The organism is Capsulimonas corticalis, from assembly GCF_003574315.2.
Taxonomy (GTDB): domain Bacteria; phylum Armatimonadota; class Armatimonadia; order Armatimonadales; family Capsulimonadaceae; genus Capsulimonas; species Capsulimonas corticalis.
The window spans coordinates 2,902,869-2,920,760 of the sequence record NZ_AP025739.1; the positions used below are offsets into that span (position 1 = coordinate 2,902,869).

Consider the following 17,892-nt stretch of genomic DNA (forward strand, 5'->3'; position numbering starts at 1 on the left):
GTCATTGGCCCTCAAGATCCGTGATTGGCACGATCGCCGTATTCAGCCAGTATTTCTGCAAGGTCTTGACGACATCCACTAGCCCTTCAAATGTGTCTGGTTTCTGGATATACGAATTGGCGCCCAATCTGTAGGAGCGTATAATATCTCGCTCCGCATTCGATGTGGTAAGAACCACCACGGGGATATGACGCAGCGTCGGCTCGGATTTGATCTCTAAAAGCGCCTCGCAGCCTCCCTTTTTCGGCATGTTGAGGTCGAGGAGTATGAACGCGGGAGATTGGCGAATCCGATTCGCGTGACTGCCGCGACGGTAAAGATAGTCCATCAAATCAACGCCGTCCTCCACGAACACGACATTCGCGGAAATGGCGCACTCGGCGGCGGCTTCTCTCACCAGCAAACGGTCATCCGCATCGTCGTCCGCCATGATGATTAACGGGACTTTCGCAATTTCTGTGGGCATATTTTTTCGTTTCACGTTAGGACCATGGCTTTCAATGCGCCGTGGGGATGGTCAGGGTGAAAGTGCTGCCGATTCCCATCTGACTGGTCGCGGCGATCACGCCATGATGATGTTCGATGATTTTCTTGCATATCGCCAATCCCATGCCCGCGCCATCATACTCCTCACGTGTGTGCAGTCGCTGGAACGGAGCGAAAATTCTGTCCGTGTAGGATTCATCAAAGCCGATGCCGTTGTCGGAGATCTGAATTCGCCAGCGCTCCCCCTCAGCAACGGCGTACACCCGGACGATTGGGGCGACATCCGGCCGCCGATATTTCAAGCTGTTTCCGATAAGATTTTGCAAGACTTGCCGCATTTGAACCGGGTCCGCGTGGATCTCGGGCAGCGCGCCGAGGTCCACGCGCCCATGGGACTGCTCGATTGCCTGTTCGAGATCGGCGACCACCTCACGGGCGACTTCCGAGAGATCCACGCGCACGAAGGGATGCGGCTGCGTCGAAATCCGGGAAAGCGTCAGCAAATCCTGAATCAGCAGCTGCATCCGGGACGCGGCGTTCTGCATGCGCGCGATATAATCGCTGCCCTGATCGCCGAGCGCGTTCCCATACTTCATCTGGAGTCGCTGCCCGAAGGTTTGGACTTTTCGCAGCGGCTCCTGCAAATCGTGCGAGGCGATATACGCAAACTGCTCCAGTTCCGCGTTCGACCGGGCGAGCTCGTTCGCCTGGTTGACCAATTGGACTTCCGCGGCCTTGCGGCTGGAAAAATCTTGGATCTGAGAGATAAAGTACATCGGTTCGTCGCGAGGATCGCGCACAAGCGTGACGCTCAGAAGGATCCAAACGATATGGCCGTCCTTATGCAGATATCGTTTTTCCATCTCATAGTAGTGGATCTCGCCGGCAAGCATCTGCCGCAGATAGCTTAAGTCAAGGTCAAGGTCGTCCGGATGCGTGATCGTTTGAAAATCAATGGCGAGCAGTTCCGCCTCGGTGTAGCCGACGATATCGCACAGTGCTTTATTGACGCGCAGCCATCGCCCGTCCGGGTTAACCAGGGCGATGCCGATCGGGGCGTTGTCGAACGCGCCTTTGAAGCGCAATTTGCTTTCACGCAGCGTTTGCTCCGCGGCTTTTCGCTCCGAGATGTCGTTGACGACGACCACGGCGCCGAGCTTGTTGTTGCCGGCGTCAAAGATCGGCTGGCCGCTTGTCAGTATCGTTCTGCGCCCTCCCTCGGCCGACGCCATTTGAAGTTCGATGTCGGTGATCACCTCGCCGTTCAGGGCTCGGTGGAGCGGAATTTCATGGCTCTCCAGCGGACGGTCGCCATCGGCGGTGAATAACTCGTATTGCACGCTGAGGTCCGATGCGTGAAGGTTGGACGGACGCATCCCATGCATGGTCTTTGCATGCTGATTGCTGAGGGTGAGAACGCCGTCGCAGTCGCACGCGATCACCGCCGCCGTCATGTTGTCGAGAACCGCGTCGGTGAACTTCTGCTGCCGCTCCAGCTCCGCCGTTCGTTCCTCCACGCGCCGCTCGAGATTCTCATGCGAGCGCAGCAGCGCGGCTTGCGCTTGTTTGAAATCGTCGATATCGGTGCAGGTCCCCACCCACATCATCACCTCGCCGGCGGGATTTTTCATCGGGAGCGCGCGACCAAGGTGCCAGCGATAGACACGATCGCTGGCCCGCAGAAATCGGTGCTCCACTTCATACGGCTCGCCGGTCGTGTAGGCGTGAGTCCAGCGGTCGACGCAGTTCTGGAGATCGTCGGGATGCAGCGCGGGCTTCCATCCCCATCCCTGCGTTTCTTCAAGCGTCATGCCGGTGTAGTCGAACCATCGCTGGTTGTAATAGTCAAAGTTGCCGCTGGGATCGGAGGTCCAGACGATTTGAGGCATGGCGTCGGCCAGGAACCGAAACCGCTCTTCGTTCACGCGCAATGCGGCGTTTGCCTGTTCAAGCTCCGATGTCCGCTTCGCGATCATCACTTCGCGGATAGCGATCTGCCGGTTGGCCTCCAGTCGCCCGATCACCAGGCGCGCGAGCAAACGAAGCGCGGTCTCTTGTTTTTCGGTAAGGCGCCGTGGGACTCGGTCGATAACGCACAAAGAGCCCAGGGCGTGTCCATCGTTCGTGACGAGCGGAACGCCGGCGTAGAACCGGATGCCCGGTTCTCCGGTCACCAGTGGGTTATCGGCGAAACGCTCATCGGTTTGAGCGTCCTGCACCACAAACATCTCCGGCTGAAGGATGGCGTGCGCGCAGAATGAGACATCTCGTGATGTCTCGCGGACGTCCAGCCCCAGATTACTTTTGAAGAATTGGCGGTGTGTGTCAACCAGAGACACGGCCGCGATGGGGACATCGCAAAGGTGCGCCGCCAGGCGAGTAATATCGTCATATTGATCTTCGGCGGGAGAATCGAGCACCTGGCACTGGTAGAGCGCCGCGATTCTATTTGCCTCGTCATCGTGGAGTGGCGCTTTCATGGTTGGGTCCGCCGTGATTTCATAAACGATCGATTCCCAATATTATTCCATGGCGTCCTTGTTATGTTTTAAAAAATAAAGTAGGCGTTCTTGGGACGTATCGTTGCGCGGCGAAATCGCCGTGCGCGTTTGCGGCAGGAAACTCCGGGGAGGACAGGGAATAAGCGAACACGATTCGGAACGGGCGCGCGGCGCCGCTGCGGCCCCTGTGGATCCGAGGAATGATGATGAGTGGACAGCGAACTCCGTCGCGACGAAAACCAGCTTCTTCCATGATCTCCGCGCCGGCGGCTCGTTCGCAAGACGCCGCGTTGCCTCTCGCGAACTCGCTCGCCGAACCCGCTCCGGCGGCGCCGGACGCCGCTCACTTCGCCCACGACATCACCCGCGTTCCCGTATTTCGCCCGCAGGCCAAGCTGACGGTCAGCCAGCCGGGCGATCCGCTGGAGCAGGAGGCGGATCGGACGGCGGACGAAGTCATGCGCAGCGAGGCGCCGGCCGCCGCCGAACAAGACAAAAGCTCCGAACAAGACCGCGCGTCGGTCTCCGCCTCGCTGTCCGGCGCGGTCATGCGCGCCCCTGGCGATACGCCGCCGCCGGCCAGCCCTCCGCCGGATCCTAATACCAGTCCCACGGATCCGAACAATCCGGCGATTCCGCTTGGACCGACCGGGACCGGGTCCACGACGATCACGCCGAACCCAACCACGAGAACGCTCTCCGCTCCCAATCTTTCGCAATTGTGGGATGTGATGACTCGGTCCGGAACGCGCGAATCCGCGAGCGTTCTGCCCAAGATGACGCCCAATCCCCAATACGAGTACGACGGAAATAACAAGGTCACCAAGGCGACGATCACGGTTGTCGAGACCAAGGAAATGCCGCAGTGGACGGAGCTGCCCAATCAGTGCCCTCCGATCCAGGCGGAGTGGAACCGGTTCTACGCGGTTCTCGACACGCACGAGAACAACCATATCGCCATCGATAAGAAGCACTTCACGAACCTGCACGCGCGGCTGATCGGCAAGGAGCAGAGCGTCGCCTGGAAGATGGTGGACGACGAGATCACGGCGGCGGACACGGAAAACCAGACGTACGATACGACGTCGGACCATGGGGTCAAGGAAGGCGCGAAGATCAACAGCTGGGTCCAGTGCGCCCCGGAAAAGATCAAAAGCACGAGCGCGGGCGGCCCGGACGACGATAACGCCGCGCCGAATGTGGATCCCGGCGGCGCCGCTCCCGGCCTGCCGCCCACGATGCAGGCCAAATTGACCGTCAGCCAGGCCGGCGACCCGCTGGAGCGGGAAGCGGACACTGTCGCGGACCGGGTGATGCGCACTGAAGCGCCGATGGTTCAGCGCGAGTGCGCCGGCCCGGGAAAATGCGACTGCCCCAAGTGCCGTCAGGAGCAGGAAGAGAAGCTCGCCCGGGCGGGGGAGGGGAGCGCGGTGACGGAGGACGCCGCGCCGCTGGTCCAAAGCGTCGTCGGCTCGACCGGCCAGCCGCTGGACACCGCGACACGGGAGTTTATGGAGCCGCGCTTCGGCCACGACTTCAGCCGGGTGCGCATTCACGCCGACACCCAGGCGTCGCGCTCCGCCGAGGCCGTGTCCGCCCGCGCCTACGCGATCGGCCCCGATATCGCGTTCCGGAGCGGCGAGTATCAGCCGGGAACAAGCGAGGGCAAGCGCCTGCTGGCGCACGAACTGACGCACACGATCCAGCAGGGCGCCGCCCTGCGCCAGGTGATGCGGGACCCGAACTTCACTCCGGCGCCCGCGAACACCAGTCCCGCCTCCGCGCCGCCCCCGGCCTCCGCCCCGGCGGCCAACGTTCCAGCGTCCGCAAAGACCGTCACGTACAAGGGACATACGCTCTACGGCGATCCGGCGGCGGCCAAGACGATGATCGACAAGATGCTCGCCACCGACGGATACAAGACGACGCTGGAATTTTTAGACGACCTTTCCACCCTCACGACCCGCGACGCGGACTTCAACGCCGCGTTCAAGCCGGAGCAGAATACGGAAGCGAACCTTTGCGTCAACACCACGGCGGGCGTGCGGGCAAGCGTCGTCAAGGCGCATGAGGATCTGCTGACCGAATTTCCGGCCGAGGCCAAGAAAAAAGCCGGCATAATTCTCACCGAGAGCGAGAAGCGAATCAATGCCGAGCGCGAACGCTATGGGCTTCCGGCGCCCAAGACCATGCACGATCGCGACTCCGGCGGCAACATCGACCTGACGCCTCACACGATGGCGGATAACGACGAGACCAAGAAGATGGCCGCCGCCGCCGCGCTGCTGATTCCGCCGCGTAAAACCCTTGAAGGGCTGATGAAGCAGTACGACGGCTGCCTGCAATCCAACGCCAACAACAACAGTGGGCCGGGAATGCCCACCAAGAGCGTCATTCCGGGCAAGGAATCGGAGGCGCAGGATCTGGAGACCAAGATCCAGGAGGCCCGGCGCCAATTGAACATCGACCGTGCGCAAAAGGAAGGCGAGTTTCCGATCCTGGCCGCGTACGGGGCCGAGGGCGAAGCGAATACGGCGTCGCTGGAAAATATCGCTCGGGGGGCCGAATCGCAGGGATGGAAGTTCTGGAAGAGTAACGCCGCCGACGAGCTGGCGCCGATGATCGCCGAAAAGCTGCACAATATCCAAACCGTGCGCGATGCTCTTGCGGGCGGGCAGCTCAATATCTGGAACAACGCCACGCTTGTCAGCGGCGCCAAGGGCGATCTTGGCTATGGCCCCTCCTCCTGGCAGTCCAAAGTCGTGGACGACAAGGTCAAGGAGGTTCACGACGATGAATTCCTGGTGAACCTGCTGGTCGGCGCGCTCGCCCTCGGTCTGGGCTTGGTGGCGATCTTCGCGACCGCCGGCACCGCCACGGCGGCGGTCGCGACTGTCGGCAGCGCGGTCGTCAGCACCGGGCAGGCCGCCAACAGCCTTGGGAACTATATGCTGGCCCAGGCCGAAGCCGGAACCGACTTCGAGAAGGCTCGCTCCATCTCCCAGGAAGACCCCTCGCTGATCTGGCTGGCGATTGATATCGTTGCCGCGATTTTGGATGTCAAGGCGGCGACAGCCTCCTTCAAGGTGCTGGGCCCGGTGATCCGTGAGGCCATCGCCGCCGGTAAGACACCGGAATGGCTGGAGAAGCTCGGGGCGATTCTGGAGAAGTATGGCGGCGGCCTCAAACAGCGCGTCCTTGCCCATATCGGCGGCGCCGTCGATACCGGCAAGCCCGCGTTGGAGGAGTTGGAGAAGGTCGCGCGCGCCCAGTACAAGGCGCTCTCCGACGCCGGTCGCCTGAAGGAAATCGGCGAGGTCAGCGAAGAGGTCTTCGTCAAGCAGATGACCTCCGGCGCGCACACCCAGATTGTGATCTCCGGGGAAGAGGGCGTTCGGCGCACCAACATGCTCACCGGGTTGATGCAGCCTGGGAACGAGCGGATCGCGGCGATTTTGAAGGGCGACGCCAAGGCCATTGACGGCTTGATTATGGAGCATGGCAACTGGAAGCAGCTCATGGGCATGCTCGATCAGGGAACGCCCGAGATGCGTCAGGCCGCCGCGAAGCTGTTCGATCGCCGCGCGAGCGTTCTGGGCGAGCTCGAATCGAAGTTCCACGCCAAACCTGTCAGCGGCGCCAGCAGCGAGAAGATCAGCGACATCGACCTTTCCACCTACGGCGAGAACGCGGGCGCCGATATGATCGCCGCTGAGAAGCACATGGCGGGACTCTATGGCCCAGGCTGGAGCGAAGCCCTGCGCATGAATTTCTACACGGAAGCGGGACGCCTGACCCTGTACGAAAAGATCATGCCCGGTCTTTCCAAAGCGGATCAGGCCGCCGTGCTCGGTCAGATCTCAGGCGAAGCCGAAAAGCTCAACATCGCCAAGATGCTCGCGCACGCCGAGGGCGACCCTGCTCGTCTCGCCGAAGTGGAGGCCTACGCCTCGAAGATCGGCGTGGACATCAAGGATCCCAAGATTCAGGAGCTCGTCCCCAAACTCGCGGGCGGCGGCGATGTCGCGGCGCGAAACAAGACGCTGCTGGAAATCGACGATCTGATGAAGAAGTACAACGCCGCCGCGCCCGGGTCTCCCGAGCAGATCGATCTGGCGAAAACCATTACCTCCAAGCAGATGGAAGTCAACGCGATGACGGCCGAGGCGTATGTCGGCCCCGGCGCCGGTCGTATGACGGTCAGCGGCGTGAAGGTCATTGGGCAGGAGGCGTATCAGGCCGCGCTTTCCAACCTGGAGATGATCCAGCACATCATGCACCAGTGCGGCGGCGATGTGGTGACGGCGACCCGCGAGTACGAGATTTACAAATACATCAACCGCTTCTCCGAATCTGCGGTGAATGCCGGCGCCAAGACGCCGGGACTGGACTACTGGGAGCATTTCTCTGGTTTCGTCTCCAAAACCGAGCGTCAGGGCGCCAGCGACGCCGTTCACCTCGGCCCACGCCCCAATGCTACCGTCCCGAAAGGCGGCCAGCCGTTTCTTCCAGACAGCGCGCCGACGATTGGCCCCGTCACCGATCAGTTCCTTCAGCAGCAGTACGCCGCCTGGAACGACTTTTCGCAGCAGGCGCTGGGCGATCTGAAAAAGATCGCCTCCGAAAACCCCGGCGCCTGGACCCCGTTCAACAGCCCCCTGCCCGCCGCCGGCGCGCCCCCGCCCGCGCCGAAATAGGCGCGGTTTTCCCTCTTTGCCGTCTCTGGGCCAGGGGCGTCGGCGCCAAACTGCGTCAATGTCTGGTAGAATCAAGCCATTCTTGTTGACAAGGTTATTGTATGGCTCTGCTTCTTAGCTGCGAATCTCTCTCCAAATCCTACGGCGCCCGCGCGCTGTTTGACGGCGTTTCCATGGGCGTCTCCGATGGCGAGCGCCTTGGACTTATCGGTCCGAACGGCGCGGGAAAATCCACGCTTCTCAAGATCTTCGCCGGCGCGGAAACGCCGGACTCCGGCACGGTGTCCACGCGCAAGGGCGCGCGCTTCGCGTATCTGCCGCAGGAAGACCTCTTCCCCGAGGGCGCGACCACCGGCGAAGTGTTGATGGAGGCGCTCGCCGATCAGCATCTGGAAGATTATGAGAAGGAGACGGAGGTCAATATCATTCTGGGGCAGGTCGGTTTCGCCGATGGCTCGCAGGTGGTGGATACGCTTTCGGGCGGCTGGCGCAAACGGCTGGCCCTGGCGCGGGCGCTCATCCTCAAGTGCGACATGGTGTTTCTGGACGAACCGACGAACCACCTGGACATGGAGGGCATTCTCTGGCTGGAGGCGCTGCTCAAGAATCCCGGCTTCGGCTTTGTGCTGATCACCCACGACCGCGTCTTTTTGGAAAATGTGACCTCGCGGATGGTGGAGCTCAATCGCACGTACGCCTCGGGCTATCTGAGTATCGACGGCAACTACAGCGAGTTTTTGGCGCGCAAGGAAGAGCTGCTGGAAGCGCAGGCGCACCGCGAGCACGCGCTCGCCCAGCAGGTCAAGAAGGAAGTGGAGTGGCTGCGGCGCGGCCCGCAGGCGCGGACGACCAAGGCGCAATATCGCATCGACGCCGCCGGTAAGATGATCGAGAGCCTGAGCGACATCAAGCAGCGCAACACGCAGACCTCGGCGCAGATCGACTTCACGGGCAGCGGCCGCAAAACGCGCGAGCTGATCGTCGCCCATAACATCGGCAAGCAGCTCGGCGGCAAGACGCTGTTCGAGGATGTCAGCGTCGTGCTTTCACCCGGCCTGAAACTGGGACTGCTCGGTCCGAACGGCAGCGGGAAAACATCCCTGCTGCGCGTCCTTACGGGCGAGCTGGAGCCTGACGCCGGGACGATCAAGCGCGCCGATCAGCTCAACGTCGTCAAGTTCGATCAGAACCGCCGGTCGCAGCTCAACCTGAACCAGTCACTGCGCACGGCGCTCGCCGGCGACCGCGACAGCGTCAATTACAATGGCCAGACGGTCCATGTGTCGGGCTGGGCGAAACGCTTCCTCTTCCGCACGGAGCAGCTCGATGTCCCGCTCAGCCGCCTGTCCGGCGGCGAGCAGGCCCGCGTGCTGATCGCTCAGCTCATGCTTCAGCCCGCCGACCTCTTGATTCTGGACGAACCGACCAACGACCTCGACATCGATTCGCTGGAAGTGCTCGAAGAAAGCCTGTCCGACTTCCCCGGCGCGCTCGTCCTCGTCACCCACGACCGCTACCTGCTCGACCGACTCTGCCCGGACCTCCTCGCTCTCGACGGCCGGGGCGGCGCGCGGTTCTACGCTGGCTACTACCAGTGGGAACAGGCCCAGCGCCCCGCGCCCAAACCAAAACCCGCGCCTGCGGCCGCCCAGCCAAAGCGTCCCAGCTCCAGCGACCGCAGCGCTCAGCGCCTGGCGCGCAACGAGCAGCGGGAGCTGGAAAAGATCGAGGAGACGATCCTCGCCGCCGAGGAAGAACTCGAATCCTTTCAGGCTCACCTCGCCGATCCCAATGTGACGGCGGACTACAAAAAGCTCCAGGAAGCCATCGCCGCCATCGAAACCTCGACCGCCAAGGTCGCGGCCCTCTACGCCCGATGGGAAGAGCTCGAAGCGCGCAAGGGTTAGTTTCTTTACGCCGGGGCAGTGTATGCCGGGTGCAGTTTTTCGCCGGCGTCGGCGTATTCGATCCCCGGGTCTGGGAGCGGCAAGAGCCGCTAACCACCCAGGGGGTACCCGGCGCCGGACGCAAATGCCGGTGGTCGATGACAAATATCCTCCGTCCGGCACGGACGGTTAGGGCGAAGCCCTCCCATACCCGGGTTTCATAACCGGGGATCGAATATGCTAACACCGGCGTACGCCGCCGCTTGCAAAAAAAAACTCGGTGAACGAAAACCTCCTTCGGTTTGAACCATTTGTTTCCATATTCGCACCATTATAAAAATAATTCTTGACATCACGAACCCTGCCATGATATATTGATGCAGGCTTCAGAAGTCGAGCGTGTGGCGGCAAAGAGAAAGACACTTCCTTGTAATTGTTAGGCAGGGATGTCTTAAGGTTTGAACCATTTGTATCCATTATGCGCCGCTTTGATTTAGCATTCTGAGGAAATCGTTCTGGTCATCGACGACTTATCATTTCAGCACAAAGCTTAAGGAGACAGAAAATGAAAAGCGCTTCATCACGAGTTGGGTTTACTCTTATTGAATTGCTCGTTGTTATTGCAGTAATCGCAATTCTTGCGGCGATCTTATTTCCCGTATTCGCCAAAGCCCGCGAAAAGGCGCGGCAGATCTCCTGTGCTTCTAACCAGAAGCAGCTTGGCCTCGGGTTTATGCAGTACCTTCAGGACAATGACGAGGTCTTCCCGATGGGGAATCCGAACTATGGATACTGCGGCGGGTGGGCGCATCCGATCATGCCCTATCTGAAGTCCATCGGCGTGTATAAGTGTCCTGATGACTCGACCTCGTACAATCCAGGATTCGGCGTATGGCAGACCGTCTCGTACTCCGAGAACGATTCTCTTCTGGGCGACGGGAGCCGGGACTCCGGCGGGACCGCGCATACGACGGCGCTCGCGACCCTTGCGGCTCCGGCTTCGACGGTGCTGCTGTGTGAGGCTTACGGCGCGACCATGGACATCAACAACGCCACGACCACGACCGACTACTCCACGGGGGCGACCATGGACCAGAACTTCTGGGGCGGATGCGCCATGGGCTGCATTGGCTATTACGCCACCGGCGATCCCGTCGCGAACACGCTGCGGAAGGCGCCCGGCGTCACAACCGGCGTCCATACCGACGGCTCCAACTATCTTGCGTGCGACGGTCACGTCAAATGGCTGCGCGCCTCCAAGATCGCTCCGGGGAAGGACGCGCTGAGCAGCACGGACCCGCAGAACGACGCCGGGGAGCACGCCGCCGGAACCAGCTATCTGAACGTCAGCGGCGGCGCCTCCGGCAGCGCCGCGCTGACATTCAGCAAGATCTGACGCCGCCCGAATGGCCTTTTTCTGGATAGTTCACAGGACAGATTTTTGTTCGGTCATTTTCACCGGGTGGCATGCCACCCGATAACACGATGCTGGCGCTTGCCTTCACGAAGATCTACCCATGTGAATCGCCAAGAAGAGAGGCCATTTGCTCACATGATTATGCTACTCTTGTTACGTCGAAAATTACTTTGAAGGAAATGGTTCTCCATACGATGCCCTCGACACATTTCGCCCCATTCCTCGCGCTTTGTTTGCTGTCCCTGTCCAGCGTGGCCCAGGCCGCCGGGGAGGAAACCATCAGCGCGCCGAACCTCAAAATTACCGTCAGCGCGGTCGATCCCAGCACATTCCACCTCGTCGCTTTTCCGATAGACGGCGCCGCTCCGCCGGTCAGCCCGTTTGTGGCGGAAACGGCGCCCTGGGCCAGGGCCGCCGTGCGGCGCGGCGCGGGCGGCGCGGTGACGGTCAAGACGGCGGAGGGAACGCTGGAAGTCCAGGCGGATGGCCGGGTGCGCTTGCTGGACCATCTTGGGCATGCGCTGCTGTCGCCGGGGACGCTGGGGGCGGCCGACGGCGCCGTGACGCTGACGCTGGCGCACGACAAGGCCGAGCGGTTTTATGGGGCAGGCAACGAAAGCCGGAACCATTCGGGCGACCTGACGCATCCCGCTGGAACGACCGCCGTGGGGAACGGATACACGCGCGTTCCGTTTCTCTGGTCCACCGGCGGCTGGAGCCTGTTTGTCGCCAACAACCTGACGGGCGGCACGTGGCGCGACGACGCCGGGACGCTGACCTGGACGACGCCGGCGCCGTATCTGGATTTGTATTTGAGCGTCGCGCCGAATGGTTACGGTCTGCTGGACGCCTTCTCGCGTCTGACCGGCCGGGCGCCGATCCCGCCGCGCTGGACCTTCGGCTTTATGCAAAGCCGCTGGGGCTATGATGACGCCGCCGACGTGCAGGACAAATGGAGCCAGTTCCGGGATCGAAAGATTCCGGTGGATACCTTTATCTACGATTACGACTGGTTTCAGAACGATTGGGAATTCAATCCGAAGAAGTTCCCCTCGGACATCCTCCCCAAGATGAAACAGCTCGGACTGCATTTTGTGGGGATCCGCAAGCCGCGCGTCACCGGCGCCAATCTGGACTTCGCGCGCAATCAGGGATGGGTGCTGAGCAGTCCGCTTGGGACCGACCTGCGGTTCGACGTCCCCGCCGCCGGTTACTGGTGGTGGAGCCATCATATTCCGCTCGTGCAGGCGGGCGCCGACGGCTGGTGGAACGATGAGATCGAACAAAGCGCGGATGAGGGATTCCTGATGGCCCGGACCGAGTGGGAAGGAACGCGCGTGATGACGCCGCGCCGTGTCTGGTCCATCAACCGCGCCTGGGCTCCCGGCATGCAGCGCTATGGGGGAACTGTCTGGACCGGCGACATCGATTCCGATTGGTCGACGCTGCAAAATCAGCCGGGAACGCTGCTGAACTGGAGCATGGCCGGGATGCCGTACATCGCGGAGGACATCGGTGGCTTCCAGAGCACGCCGTCGCCGGAGCTGTACGCTCGCTGGATCGAGCAAGGCGTCTTCATTCCCATCATGCGCGCCCACGGCACTCTCGGCTCGCCGCGCTGGCCGTGGGCCTTCGGCGCTGACGTGGAGGCCGCGACCAAGAAAGCTATCGAGCTGCGTTACCGCCTGATTCCGTACTTCTACACGCTGGCCGCGCAGACCGAGGCCACAGGCGCGCCGATCATGCGTCCGCTCTTTCTGGAGTTCCCGAACGACGAGAAGACACAAAATCTGAAAGACGAATGGATGGTGGGTAATCGCCTGCTGGCCGCGCCGGTCCTGGCCGAAGGCGGCGCGCGCGACATCACTCTGCCTGCCGGGCGTTGGTACGACTTCAACACCGGCGCCGGCGTGGACGGCGGCCAAATCCAGCACATCCAGGCCGCGCTGGACACGATCCCGGCGTATGTGCGGGCAGGGACGATCCTGCCGCTCGGCCCGGTGATCCAGTCCACAAGCCTGGGCGCCGAAGATCCCCTGGAAGTGCGCGTCTACCCCGGCGCGGACGCCTCCTTCACACTTTACGAAGATGACGGAGACACCTACGCCTACCAAACCGGCGCTTCCAGCCGCATCCCCATGCGCTGGGACGACCGGACAAAGACACTGACCGTCGGCGCCCGCGCCGGATCGTTCCCGGGAATGCTTGTCGCGCGCCATCTCAATGTCGTCCTGCCGGGCGGCGTCCGCAAAAGCGCCGTCTACACGGGGAGCGCGACGCAGATTCGGTTGTAGCGCGGGCAAGAGGCGTCGGCGCTGAGAGGGCACAGATTGCAAGTTCAAAATGGCGCCAAAAAAATGGCGCCAAAAAAAGCTGACTGGTGATATAATATCAACAATGACACCACTAGAGACGGCGATGTTTGCGCCATCCTTGAAGAATCCGACGAACTCCGTGGTGAGCGCCCTACGCGATCAGATCCAATCGGGGAACTACAAGGCGGGAGACTGGCTCCCTTCCGAACGGTCGCTCGCCGAAGGGCTCGGCGTGGATCGGCGCGTGATCCGCACCGCGATTCAGCAGTTGGTCGAGAGCGGCCTGATCGTCCGCCGGCCGCACTGCCGACCGATCATCGGGCCGATCAGCGACGACACGCCGAAAAACGCCGCCGCCGAGCCCGAAGCGTCTCACTCCTACTCGAAGATCATCGCGCTGCTGATGTGGCACGGCAACGATCAGTTCGAGCGGACCTTTACCTCGCAGCAGCGCATCTTTTGGGGCATGAATCAGGCGCTCGCGGAGGCTGGATACCACACGGTCTACGTGGAGCTTGGCGGGCGGATTACGTCCGACAAGGAAAACGCGGTGCGCGAAGCCGAACACCTGCGCTATATCATCAACCGTGGTTTCGGCGGCGCCATCTTCTATCCCTACGCGTATCGGTACAACCGGGAGCTGGTGGAGGAGGTGCGCCGCAAGATCCCCCTCGTCACCATCGACCGGCAGGTCGACGGCGTCGATACCGACTATGTCGGGGTGGATAACTACGGGGCGATGTACGAGACGGTCACGCATCTGGTTGAGGCGGGCCATCGCCGGATCGCCTACGTCACGAAGAACGAGCACATCCGCCCGGTTCAGGACCGCGTGCAGGGGTATATCGACGCCATGCGCGCGGCCGGTCTCAACGAGCTTGTGCTGTGCATTCCCACGGCGGGTTTGGTCCAGCCCTGGACTTCAATCGACGCGGTCTTTCGCCTGCCCAAAGACGAGCGCCCCACGGCGGCGGTCGTTTTCAACGACTACTCCGCGGTGGATCTGATGGGGCGGCTGTCCGAGATCGGCCTTTCCGTGCCGGGCGATGTCGCGCTGACCGGCTTTGACAACATTGCGCTGACCCTTTCCAATGGGGTGGGGCTGACCACGGTCGCGCAGCCCTACGAAGGGATCGGGCGTAAAGCCGTGGACGTGCTCCTGAACCGTCTGCAAAATCCCTGCGCCCCCACACAATCCGTCGAACTCCCCGCGCAACTGATCGTACGGGAAAGCAGCAGCGCCCCCGCGCCCTAACCGCCGCCGCCAATCGCGGATGAGCGATCTTCGATGGGCCAGCCACGACCGATGGGACGGACATGAGCATTCTGAACGACGAGAACTTCCTGGATGCGATCGCGGAGATCGACAGCGTTCTGCCTCGCTCCCTCTGGGCCAAGCTGGACGACATCGCGGGATACCTCGCGCTGATCGGCGCGAACGACGAGGCGTTTGTTGTCTGGCGGCTTGCGTACTCCGGACTGCTGCCTGTTCCCGAACAGTTTCGAGACCAAGCCGACTGCCTCGTGACTTCGTTTTGCTTTCACGGACGATATCCCGACCTGGCCGGAGAATACCACCAATCTCAGGGCGCCGGCATCCGATCTTTGGAAGAGCGCGTGCGGCGCCGTGATTTGAGGGCGTATCAGATGCTTCTGATGTGGAAGTACGCCACCCCGCTGTTCTTCCGCCCGCTCGCCCATCTCCGCGCCGGTCTGGATAAGGCGAGGCCCACGGGAGGCGAGCGCACATCGTCCTCGGAGCTGGAGGCTCTGCCGAAGTTCGACGCCTTTATCGAGGCTCCCGGGAAGTTCGGGCATTCTCTGATCGATGTCCATCTGATTTACGCCGATATCGCGCATCGGCGCGGAATGGCCGATGTGGCGCTCGCGCAGCTTCGCGCCTGGAAGCAGTGCGCGACCTGGCTCAATACATCGCTGCACGGCGTGCTGTCCCTGACATCCACGGCGCAATTGGCGTATGGCGGCGCGCTGGCGTCGACTTCCGCGATAGACCCCGGAGAGCGGCGCGCGACGGTCGGAGAGATGCTTTGCCGGTGGGTCGATCGGATCGAAACTCCTGAGGACAGTTTTGAATATCCCCAGGCTCTGGAGAAGTCCGTGTTCTACAGCACGCTCTCCTTTGAGCCCGGCGACGACGAGCGATACGAGCCGGAATGGGAGCTGAACCTCTGGACCGGCGCGGCGCCGCCCGTTCCCGCGCCCGGAGAGCCGTACCCGAGCCTCGTCGCGCTCGCCGGTTTGTCCAGCGGGTACTCGACGATCCGTATCGAGTATCCCAGCCAGCTTCCGGAGGATCTGACGACGGGGAATGTGGTGGCGTTTCCGCTGCGGGTGCTTCCGAATGAAACCGATGGAACCGCGACGGGACGCAAAGGAACGCTCTTCCCCAACTCCGTCACCAGCGCCAAAGACGATGTGGGATTCCAGACGCCGCCCGGGGAATATGATGTATTAGCGCGGCTGAGCGCCGAAGAGGAGCAGGAAACAAGCCTCTACAAATGGGACGTCCTGCTGTCGCTCTTTCCACGCGGGACGATCGCTCAGCACGGCGTTCTTCATTGGACATCGCGCGCGGAGTAGCATTCTGGCGCGCCACGGTCAATCTTCATAAAAACACTCGCGCTGGGCGGCCTCGCCCGAGAGCGTTACGCCGGCGCGGACTCCGGTAATTCGAAGCTTTTCTTCCCAGGCATGCTGCGCGGCCTCGCGCCGCGCCTCAATGGCGTTGTTTTCCCGCGTGAGACGCTGCAGCCCCTCCTCCAATAGCTGATCCACCAACTGCTGGGGGCTGACATTGCGTGTCCGCGCTTCCTGAATGACTCGATCCTCGTGACGCCGCGTTACCGAAACCGTGGAATTCATATCACACCTCAGAGGGGATATACCACGATTTGAAGCGCGCCTGCTATGATATTTTCCCTTTGCTACAAAGCTCATCAAGCGGCGGGCCGTCAAATGAGTGTTCGCCCGTATTATTTTCAAAATAAATGGAGCCTTTTTTATCGCAAATGTGTGGTACCATTAAAATGAAATGGATCCATTTTGAGGGAGGCGTGAGCGCGCAATACGGAATCACCGATGACAAAAAATACGATTTTACGAACCTTATGCGTGGGGCTGATGATTGCCGGCATGAGTGACGGCGTCCATGCGCAGGAGGCGGCCCGCGTGGACATGAAGCCGCTCTTGCACCCGCTGTTTTCCGACAACGCGGTGCTGCAGCGTGACCGTCCGGTCCCCATTTGGGGCTGGACGGAGCCGCAAGGGCAGGTTGTCGTCCAATTGGACGGAGATAAACAGCAAACGGCGCGCGCGGGGAGCGACGGCCGCTGGATGGTCTCTCTCGCGCCGCACGCGGCGGGCGGCCCGCACCTGCTCAGTGTGATGGGCTCGGGGGCGGGCGAAGTCGCCACGCGCCAGAATGTGATGTTTGGCGATGTCTGGCTGTGCGGCGGGCAGTCGAACATGGCGTACGATCTGTACGGCGCCAATAACCCCGAGGCCGAAATCGCCGCCGCCAATTATCCTAATATCCGATTGCTGCAAGTCCCCAATGCGATCAAAGCTACTTCTATACAGACCTTTGAAACCACCGGGGCATGGCAGGTCTGCTCGCCGCAAACCGTGGCCCGCTTTTCGGCGGTCGGTTACTTCTTCGGACGCAAACTCCACCACGACCTGAACGTTCCCATCGGCCTGATCGACGACTCCTGGAGCGGGACGCCCGGGCAATCCTGGGTGAGCGGGCCGGCGCTGGCCGCGATGTCCGATTTCAAGCCGGCGGTGGACGCGCTGAAACAAAGTGAAAGCGCAGCGGGAACGCCGCCGCATCTCGACAATCCCAACGCGCCCGAAGTGCTCTTCAACGGCAAGATCGCTCCGCTGCTGCCCGTCCAAATCAAAGGCGTCATCTGGTATCAGGGCGAATCCAACGCCGATACGGCGGCTGAAGCCGAGCAATATCGGACGCTGCTGCCGGTTCTCGTGAACGATTGGCGCGCGCACTTCGGCGCGCGGACGCCGTTCCATATCGTGCAGTTGTCCAGTTTCAAGGCTCCGGACGATGCCCCCAGCGACGATCCGTGGCCCCATTTGCGGGAAGCGCAGCTCCAGACTGCGCAGCGTCTCCCCCATACGCATCTGGTCGTGGTGATCGATCTCGGTGAAGAGAAAAACGTTCATTTTCGCAACAAGCAAGAGGCCGGCTTGCGGCTGGCGATGAGCGCTCTGGATCATACGTACGGCGTCAAAGTCGACAGCAGCGGTCCAGCGCTGCGTGGCGCGAAGGTGGTGAAGGGGGCTGTTGAGCTGACGTTCGATCACGCGCAGGGGCTGAATTTGAAAGGGGACGAAAGCCGCGTCTTCGCCGTCGCGGACGCCGATCGCAAGTTTCACTGGGCGACGCCGCAAATCGACGGAAACAAGGTAACGCTCCGCAGTGTGGACGTTCCGTCGCCGGTTTATGCGCGATTCGCATGGTCGAACAATCCGCGCGCCGCGCTTTACAACGCCGCCGGCTTGCCCGCCTCGCCATTTCGCACCGATCCCGACGCCAAATAATGGGCGCCG

The 17,892-nt window shown here is 61.7% G+C and carries 10 protein-coding genes; 7 read left to right on the forward strand and 3 right to left on the reverse strand.

All coding sequences use genetic code 11. The annotated features are described in order from the left end of the window. Window position 1: 1 nt before the first annotated feature. Window positions 2-466 (reverse strand): response regulator, encoded by a 465-nt coding sequence (locus D5261_RS12415; protein WP_218025578.1) that lies wholly within the window; start codon window positions 464-466, stop codon window positions 2-4. A 31-nt stretch (window positions 467-497) separates the two neighbouring features. Then, window positions 498-2,966 (reverse strand): PAS domain S-box protein, encoded by a 2,469-nt coding sequence (locus D5261_RS12420; RefSeq protein ID WP_119321341.1) that lies wholly within the window; start codon window positions 2,964-2,966, stop codon window positions 498-500. 221 nt (window positions 2,967-3,187) lie between these two features. Between D5261_RS12420 and D5261_RS12425 the strand changes: the two genes are divergently transcribed. The 6 genes from D5261_RS12425 (at window position 3,188) to D5261_RS12450 (ending at window position 15,903) form a co-directional block, all read left to right on the forward strand. Further along, on the forward strand, window positions 3,188-7,684 hold the full coding sequence (locus tag D5261_RS12425; protein WP_125205956.1) for an eCIS core domain-containing protein: 4,497 nt from the start codon (window positions 3,188-3,190) through the stop codon (window positions 7,682-7,684). A gap of 101 nt (window positions 7,685-7,785) precedes the next feature. After that, window positions 7,786-9,591 (forward strand): ABC-F family ATP-binding cassette domain-containing protein, encoded by a 1,806-nt coding sequence (locus D5261_RS12430; RefSeq protein ID WP_119321343.1) that lies wholly within the window; start codon window positions 7,786-7,788, stop codon window positions 9,589-9,591. Window positions 9,592-10,135: 544 nt separating this feature from the next. Further along, window positions 10,136-10,966: a DUF1559 family PulG-like putative transporter gene (locus D5261_RS12435; RefSeq protein WP_165864177.1), complete on the forward strand. Its 831-nt coding sequence runs from the start codon at window positions 10,136-10,138 to the stop codon at window positions 10,964-10,966. A gap of 215 nt (window positions 10,967-11,181) precedes the next feature. Further along, complete coding sequence (locus D5261_RS12440; protein ID WP_165864178.1) at window positions 11,182-13,281, forward strand: glycoside hydrolase family 31 protein; 2,100 nt, start codon at window positions 11,182-11,184, stop codon at window positions 13,279-13,281. Between the two features lie 103 nt (window positions 13,282-13,384). Further along, entirely contained in the window at window positions 13,385-14,557 is a 1,173-nt protein-coding gene (locus D5261_RS12445; RefSeq protein WP_165864179.1) for a GntR family transcriptional regulator, read from the forward strand. Between the two features lie 62 nt (window positions 14,558-14,619). Further along, window positions 14,620-15,903: a hypothetical protein gene (locus D5261_RS12450; RefSeq protein WP_119321346.1), complete on the forward strand. Its 1,284-nt coding sequence runs from the start codon at window positions 14,620-14,622 to the stop codon at window positions 15,901-15,903. Window positions 15,904-15,921: 18 nt separating this feature from the next. Here D5261_RS12450 and D5261_RS12455 read toward each other — a convergent pair whose 3' ends face one another. Beyond that, a complete protein-coding gene (locus D5261_RS12455; protein WP_119321347.1) occupies window positions 15,922-16,185 on the reverse strand; it encodes a hypothetical protein in 264 nt (87 codons plus the stop codon). A 216-nt stretch (window positions 16,186-16,401) separates the two neighbouring features. Here D5261_RS12455 and D5261_RS12460 point away from each other — a divergent pair, with 216 nt between their 5' ends. Then, on the forward strand, window positions 16,402-17,883 hold the full coding sequence (locus D5261_RS12460; RefSeq protein ID WP_119321348.1) for a sialate O-acetylesterase: 1,482 nt from the start codon (window positions 16,402-16,404) through the stop codon (window positions 17,881-17,883). The last annotated feature ends 9 nt before the right edge of the window (window positions 17,884-17,892 follow it).